The organism is Phenylobacterium sp., assembly GCF_030698145.1.
Lineage (GTDB): Bacteria > Pseudomonadota > Alphaproteobacteria > Caulobacterales > Caulobacteraceae > Phenylobacterium.
In genome coordinates, this window is record NZ_JAUYNW010000046.1 from 77,081 (window position 1) to 83,978 (window position 6,898).

5 protein-coding genes are annotated in these 6,898 nt (G+C 69.0%); 1 reads left to right on the forward strand and 4 read right to left on the reverse strand.

Translation table 11 applies throughout. The features are described from left to right. Nucleotides 1-87: 87 nt before the first annotated feature. A complete protein-coding gene (locus Q8Q77_RS05740) occupies nucleotides 88-1,635 on the reverse strand; it encodes an FAD-dependent oxidoreductase (RefSeq protein ID WP_305582055.1) in 1,548 nt (515 codons plus the stop codon). Nucleotides 1,636-1,941: 306 nt separating this feature from the next. Here Q8Q77_RS05740 and Q8Q77_RS05745 point away from each other — a divergent pair, with 306 nt between their 5' ends. Next, nucleotides 1,942-2,727 carry a class I SAM-dependent methyltransferase gene (locus tag Q8Q77_RS05745; protein ID WP_305582057.1) on the forward strand — a complete coding sequence of 262 codons (786 nt, stop codon included), beginning with the start codon at nucleotides 1,942-1,944 and terminating at the stop codon, nucleotides 2,725-2,727. Here the strand turns inward: Q8Q77_RS05745 and Q8Q77_RS05750 are convergent. The 3 genes from Q8Q77_RS05750 to Q8Q77_RS05760 all read right to left on the reverse strand — a co-directional run. Then, entirely contained in the window at nucleotides 2,724-3,476 is a 753-nt protein-coding gene (locus tag Q8Q77_RS05750; RefSeq protein WP_305582059.1) for a DsbA family protein, read from the reverse strand. The two genes, Q8Q77_RS05745 and Q8Q77_RS05750, sit on opposite strands and share 4 nt — an antisense overlap. Nucleotides 3,477-3,508: 32 nt before the next feature. Further along, on the reverse strand, nucleotides 3,509-4,915 hold the full coding sequence (locus Q8Q77_RS05755; protein WP_305582061.1) for a M48 family metalloprotease: 1,407 nt from the start codon (nucleotides 4,913-4,915) through the stop codon (nucleotides 3,509-3,511). A 95-nt stretch (nucleotides 4,916-5,010) separates the two neighbouring features. Continuing rightward, nucleotides 5,011-6,898, reverse strand: a 1,888-nt coding sequence (locus Q8Q77_RS05760) for a ribonuclease E/G (protein ID WP_305582063.1), incomplete at its 5' end; no start/stop codon positions are given.

The following is a 6,898-nucleotide window of genomic DNA, read 5'->3' on the forward strand; positions in this document are numbered from 1 at the left end:
TGATGGGCTGCGCCCCCCTCCGTCACGTCGCCGAAGTGGGCGACGCGCCACCTCCCCCAAATCGCGCTACGCGCTGGGGGAGGGGCGCTAGGGCGCCTGGACGGCGCGCTCGTGTAGGGCCGCGCGGGCCTTGGAGCCGGTGACGGCGACCTTCAGCATGTCGGCCTCTGGCTCCAGGCCGATGGCGCGCATCAGGGTTTCGCGGTCCGGGCCGGGCTTGGGAGGATAGGCTGCGGCCTTCTGCGGACGGCTGGCCACCCAATAGCCGAACACCTTGGCCAGGTTGGCCGGCTTCTTCAGCCAGGCGGACGGATGTTCCAGCATGTGGAACCCTCGCAGGGCCTGGCGCAGGAGTTGGGTGTCGGAGCGGATGGCGATGTTGACCCCGTCCTCCATGAAGCTCTTCAGCATCCGGCTCTTCAGGCTGGGCCGGTAGCCGGGCGTGAGGGTCTGCTGGGCCCGCCGGATGGCCGAGCGGTCCTGGTCGCGCATGGTGGTGTAGTAGGGCTTCAGTTCCCGGGTCACCCGCTCCTGGAAGTCGATCAGGCGCACAACTGGATCGTCGGTTTCCACCAGCACGTCGCGCAACAGATAGGCCTCGACGGCGGCGAACGAGCAGCCCCGGCCATAGAGCGGATTGGTGCGGATCAGGCTGTCGCCCAGCGGGAAGTATCCGATGACCGCCGGGGCGCCATCCTTGACCAGGTCGCGCCAGCGGCTGTGCAACTCGCCCATGCCGAACACCCGGCTGACGCCCTGCGACCTCGCCGGATCGATCCAGGGGACCAGGCCCGGCATCTGGGCGCAGATGGCGTCGAACACCTCCGGGGCGACGATGGCCTTGCGCAGCTCCATCTCGATCTCGGGCACGCACAGGGTGATGGAGAAGCAGCCGTTGTCGGCCGGGAACACCCCGAACTTGAGGAAGCCCAGGTCGCCGGTGGCCGGCGCCTTGCCCCGTGGCGGTTCGTCCAGCCCAGGCGCCAGGTGGTAATGGCGGGTGAAATAGAGGATGCCGGCGCTCTCGGTCTCCTCGGCGATCGGCGCGCCGGCCTCGACCAGCTGCTCGATCCCTGACGAGGTGCGGCCCCCGGCGTCGATCACCAGGTCGCCGATCACGTCGCGCGGGCCCGCGGCGTCGGCCACCGAGACGCCCACGACCCGCAGGCCCTGCGGATCCTGCTGCACCAGCAGCTTACGCACGAAGGTCTCGGATGCGACCCGGACGTTCGGCCAGCGCTCCACATAGCGCCGCATGACCAGCTCCAGCGTCGTGCGGCGGCTGGTCAGCACCACCAGGTCGCGGTCGACGGCCTCGGGCCTGTAGTCGGCCTTGTGCAGGTCCGTGAGCATGGACTCGAAGCCAAGCTCCCGGCAGCCGGCGCTCACCAGGTCGGCCAGCAGGCGAGGGTGCTCGTCGCGGATCAGGGTGCGCAGGCGCGCGAGGAAGGCGTGGCTGTGGCGCAGGTGGCCGACGCCGCGGCGATTCCAGTCGGTGAAGGCGGTGTCGGGGTCGCCCTTGGGCGGCGGTGGGTCGCGCTCAAGGATCACGATATCACGCCCGGTCGGCGCCAGCGCGAGCGCCGCGCACAGCCCGGCGATCCCGGATCCGATCACCAGCACGCGTTCGTGCATTCCACTTCCAGGCCACCGTCTCGACGGACTGGCTCCCAAAGGTAGAATCAAGCCTAACCGCGCGACGGCGCGCCGCAAAGCCTGACGTAGGGGAGGGTCCGCGCTTTACAGTCGCACCGGCCTGCGTCTAACTCCGGCGCGATGACGTGCTCGCGCAGCCAAGCTACGACCTCCACCGCTCCTGACCGGGGCGTTGGCAGGCGTGGGCGCGACTAGCGAGCCCACCCTCTCAGCAGCCCCGCCGGATCGGACGGGGCAACGAGTGCGGGGCCCATCCGCCGGCCAAGATCGGACGGAACTTTAGCCATGATCAGCAATCCAAACGCCTTCTATGACGGTGGCCTGGCGGTCGAAACTTATGATCTCTTCGCTGCGCAGAACGGCAAGCTCGCAGGCGACGTCGACTTCTACCTGGAGATGGCCCGCTCTCAGGGTGGTCCGGTTCTGGAGCTCGGCACGGGGACGGGACGGGTGCTTGCGCCGCTGGCGGAAGCCGGCTTCGAGGTCACCGGCGTGGACATCTCACAGGCCATGCTCGACGTGGCCGGGCGGCGGCTCGCCGCGGCCGGCCTGCGAGCGCGACTCCTCTGCACGTCCATGCAAGCGTTCGAGACGGACGCTCGGTTCGATCTTGCCCTCATCCCAGCGCGCGCCTTTCAGCACCTGGTGGATCCCGCCGACCAGAGGGCCTGCCTGACGCGGGTCAGAGACCACTTGAACCCAGGCGGCGTTCTGGTTCTGGACCTTTTCGATCCTCGGCTGGAGACCTGCGTCGGCGAGCCCGACCGGCTTCCGGACCGGGAGGTGGTCAATCCCGCGACCGGCGGGCGCTATCGCAAGGTCTGCCTGGGGCGGTTCGCCGATCCGTTCGCCCAGGTCACCGGCGAGCGGATGCGGATCGAGGCGCTCGACGGACACGGCGGCGTGACGGCGTCCCAGGAGACCTCCTGGGCGCTACGCTGGTCGACCCGGCAGGAAACGGCGTACCTGCTCGAGTTGAGCGGCTTCGCGATCGAGGCGCAGTATTCCGACTTCGCCAAGGCGCCGCCGGTCTATGGCGGCGAGCAGCTCTGGGTGGCGCGGCGCGCCTAGCTCGCGATGTCGACCTGGGCCTGGTTGATGGTCTTCAGCTTGCCGGTCTTGGCCTCGGCGATCGCCGCGCGCAGGGCGGCGATGTCGGCGCCCGAGATCATCCGCTCGCCAACGATGAAGGCCGGCGTGCCATCGATGCCCAGGCTCTGGGCCAGCTCCCAGTTGTCGCGGAGATGCTGCTGGACCGCGGCGCCGCGGCCGGCGGCCTTGGCCTGGGCGGGATCCACGCCCGCGGCGCGCAGATGGCGGTCGATGGAGACCTCGTTCAGGGCTCGCTCGGCCATGAATTCGCGATAGAGGACCAAGGTCTTGGGCTTGGCGCTGGCCGACAGCGCGCTCTGGGCGGCCAGCAGGGAGTCGCCCCGGAAGATCGGATAGTCCTTGAAGACGAACCGGACGTCGGGGTTTTCCGCAATGATCTTAAGCACTTCCGGAGCGCTGGTCTTGCAGTAGCCGCAGCGGTAGTCGAAGAACTCGATCACCGTGATCTTGCCGTTCGGATTGGCCACGAAGTCGCGCGGATCGTTCTCCAGGGCCTTGCGATGCTTGACCAGGCCGGCCTTGGCGACCTTGGCGGCCTCGACCTCCTTGTTGGCCTGCAGCTTGGTCACCGCTTCCTCGATCACCTCGGGATGGGCCAGCAGGTAGGCGCGCACCTTCTGGCCGAAGGCGGCGTCCTCGGCCTTCTGGCAGGCGGTGAGCGACAGGAGGGCGGCGAAGGCCAGGGCGGTGCGGAACATCATGGTCATAGGGCGCAAATAGGCGATCGGGTGCGCGCGCGCTAGCGCGACGAACTGCGAACGATGGACCCCTCGCGCGCCAGATCCTTCAGGTCGTCCTTGCTGGGCTTGGAGGTGAGCACGATGTCGGTGGCGCGGCGCCACTCGGGCGTGTCCTTGGTCAGCTTCTCGCGGGCGCGCATGGCGAAGACCCGCGCCTGCTGCGGATTGCCCAGGGAGAAGAAGTATTCGCCGGTCGCCAGGCGGGCCAGGCCCTCCTTGCCCTGCTTGTCATAGGCCTGGGCCAGCAGCCGCCAGGCCACCGCGTTGTCGTCTTCCTGGGTGAGCGCCTTGCGAAGCTCGGCGGCGCCTTCCTCGATCTTGGCGTCGTCGTCCAGCGCGATCAGGGTCTGGCCCAGATTGATGCGCAGCAGCGGCGCCTCGGGCATCAGGGCCACGGACTTGCGCTGCGGCGCCTCGGCCTCCACCGCGCGGCCGAACTCGAACAGCACCTGGCCTTTGAGCTCCCAAAGGTAGGGATTGTTCGGCTGGTCCACGAGCAGGGCGTCGATCAGTTTCAGCGACTGATCGGGCTGCTTCATCTGGTAGTAGGCGATCGCCCGAGCGTAGCGGGCCGGGTAGGAGGTGTCTTTCTCGGTGTACTTCACAATGGCCGTGGTGGGCGTGATGAAGCCCTCCAGCTTGGCTTTCATGATCTTGTGCTCTTCGATCGCCTCGGGCGTGTCGGGCTTGCCGTAGCTCGCGTTCAGTTCGACGCGGTGGCGCAGGGCCTCGATGCGGGAGGACGAGAGCGGGTGGGAGCGGAAATAGGCGAACCGCCGGGCCTCTTGGAAGACCTCCTGGTAGCGGAACTTGTCGAAGAACTCGGCGATGCCCTTGCCCGAGATGCCGGCCCGTTCGAGCGTGGCGGCGCCGGCCTGGTCGGCGCGGCTTTCCTGCTCGCGGCTGTAGCCCATCGCGCCAAGGGTCCCGAAGTAGCCGGCGCTGCCCACCAGGCCCGCGGCGGCCTCGCCGGAGCCCGCCAGCGCCGCCAGGACGCCCAGGCCCATGGTCAGCAGGAAGGGTTTCATGCCCGCGGCGTTCATCTCGCCCGAGCGCGCCGAGTGGCCGGCGGCCAGGTGTCCGACCTCGTGGGCGATGACGCCTTGAAGCTGGTTGGGATTGTCGGATTCGAGGATCAGGCCCGTGAACACCCCCATGGTCTGGGGCGCCGCGAACGCGTTCAGCTCCTTCGAGCCGATCAGCAGAATCTCGATGGATTTCGAATCGATGCCCGCGGCCTTGAAGATCGGCTCGGAGTCCTTGCGCAGGATCTCCTCGATCTCGGTGTCGCGGATCAGGGCGATACCCTCGTCCTCGGCCCGGACCGGTGCGGCGGGCAGGGCGACGCTGAGCGCCACCGCCGCCGCCAGGACCGATCGGGAAAGAGGACGGGCAGGGGAGACCATGCCGAACAACTCCTAGCGCCCCCGCCAAATCATCGTCCGAAGCCTAGCGCGCTTTCGGGCCAAGTGGAAACCAGGCCCGAAAGCGCATGTAGGGTCTAACCGCGTCGCCACCAGCCCTTGCGGGCCGCGGCCGGCGGCTTGGCGGTGATCTCGGCGGGGTCGGGTTCGCGGACGACCGCGGCTGGCGCCGGAGCGGGTTCCGGTTCGGGCTCGGCCACCGCCACAAGTTCAGGCTCGGCAGTGGCCGCTGCCTCGGCCGCGGCCTCGGCGGCGATCGACGCCTTGGTGCGGCGGGCGCGCGGCTTCTTCACCGGCGCCTCTTCGGCGACCGGAGCGGGCTCCGGCTCGACGACGGGTTCCGGCTCAGGTTCGGGCGCGATCTCGACAGGGGCTTCAGCCACGAAGGCCTCGGCGATGGGCGCTTCGGCCTCGACGCTGTCGCCGCCGTCCTCGCCACGGCCGCGTCCGCGGCCCCGGCGCGAGCGGGTCTTCTTCGGCTTGTCGTCGATGGCGGGCAGTTCCACCCAGACATCGACCTCGGGTCCGTCGACTCTCGGCTGGGTCGAACGGGCCGGGGCGGCCTCGGCGACCGGACGCTCATCATTGGCGGCGACAGGCGCGCGGGGCGCGGGGATGTCGTCGGCCGGATCGTGCCAGACGAACGGATCGTCGCCATAGGGCACCCAGGGCCGTGTCCACGAGAAGACGTCGGTCGGACGTCCGTCGTCGCGCATTCGGCGACCGCCTCGGCGGCCACGGCGGCGACGCCGGCCGCCCTGGCCGTCATCCTCGGTGTCGGAGCCGGCGTCATCGGTCGCGGCAGGAACCGCCGCGGCGGCCGGCTGGTCGCTCGCCTCGCGCGGTTCGCCGTCCCGGCGTCCGCGGCGGCGCCGACGGCGGCCACGGCGCTGACCGCGATCGTCGCCGTCTTCCTCGTTGTCCTGCAGGCGTTGCTCGGCCCCGTCGTCGTCGGTCGCCTCGCGCTCGATCGCCTCTTCGTCCTCGTCCTCGATTTCCTCGTCGTCTTCCTCGTCCTCGTAGGTCTCGTCTTCGAGATCCTCGTCGACGGGCTGGTAGGCCTGGACCGGCCCGCGGCTGATCAGCGGCTGGTGCTCGGGCCGGGTCTCGCTGGACGTCCGCTCGATCTCGTGGTCGGCGTGGGCCAGGGCGTCGTCGATCACGATGGTGATGAACAGCCCCAGGCTCTCGTGGACGCGCGCCAAATGATTGCGCTTCTCGTTGAGGATATAGAGGCCGACGGCGCGGGGGACCTTCAGGGTCGCCTCGCCGCCGCCCTTCAGGGCCTCGATCTCCAGGGCGCGCAGCGCGGTGAGGGCGCTGGATTCCACCGTGCGGACCCGTCCGGCCCCGCCGCAATGTTCGCAGACGTGGGTGGTGCCTTCCAGCACGCCGGAGCGGCGGCGCTGGCGGCTGATCTCCATCAGGCCGAAGGAGCTGATCTTGCCCATCTGGACCCGGGCGCGGTCGTCCTTGAGCGCGTCCTTCAGCTTCTTTTCGACGGCCCGGTTGTTCTTCGACTCATCCATGTCGATGAAGTCGATGACGATCAGGCCGGCCAGGTCGCGTAGGCGCAGCTGGCGGGCGGCCTCCTCGGCCGCTTCCATGTTGGTCTTGAGCGCCGTGGCCTCGATGTTCCGCTCGCGGGTCGCGCGGCCCGAGTTGACGTCGACGGCGACCAGGGCCTCGGTCTGGTTGATCACCAGGTAGCCGCCGGACTTCAGCGGCACGACCGGCGAATAGATCTGGCTGAGGTGGTCCTCGATCCGGTACTTCACGAACAGCGGCATCGGTTCGCGATAGGGCTGAACCTTCTTGGCCTGCGACGGCATCAGCATGCGCATGAACTCGCGCGCTTCCTTGAAGCCGGCCTCGCCCTCGACCCAGACCTCGTCGATGTCCTTGTCGTAGAGGTCGCGGATCGTCCGCTTCACCAGGTCCTCTTCCTCATAGATGAGGGCGGGG

Bases quoted from the DNA above. Each gene is read 5' to 3' on its own strand.
- Q8Q77_RS05750 (WP_305582059.1), bottom strand. From the start codon at position 3,476: ATGACCATGATGTTCCGCACCGCCCTGGCCTTCGCCGCCCTCCTGTCG.
- Q8Q77_RS05755 (WP_305582061.1), bottom strand. From the start codon at position 4,915: ATGGTCTCCCCTGCCCGTCCTCTTTCCCGATCGGTCCTGGCGGCGGCG.
- Q8Q77_RS05740 (WP_305582055.1), bottom strand. From the start codon at position 1,635: ATGCACGAACGCGTGCTGGTGATCGGATCCGGGATCGCCGGGCTGTGC.
- Q8Q77_RS05745 (WP_305582057.1), top strand. From the start codon at position 1,942: ATGATCAGCAATCCAAACGCCTTCTATGACGGTGGCCTGGCGGTCGAA.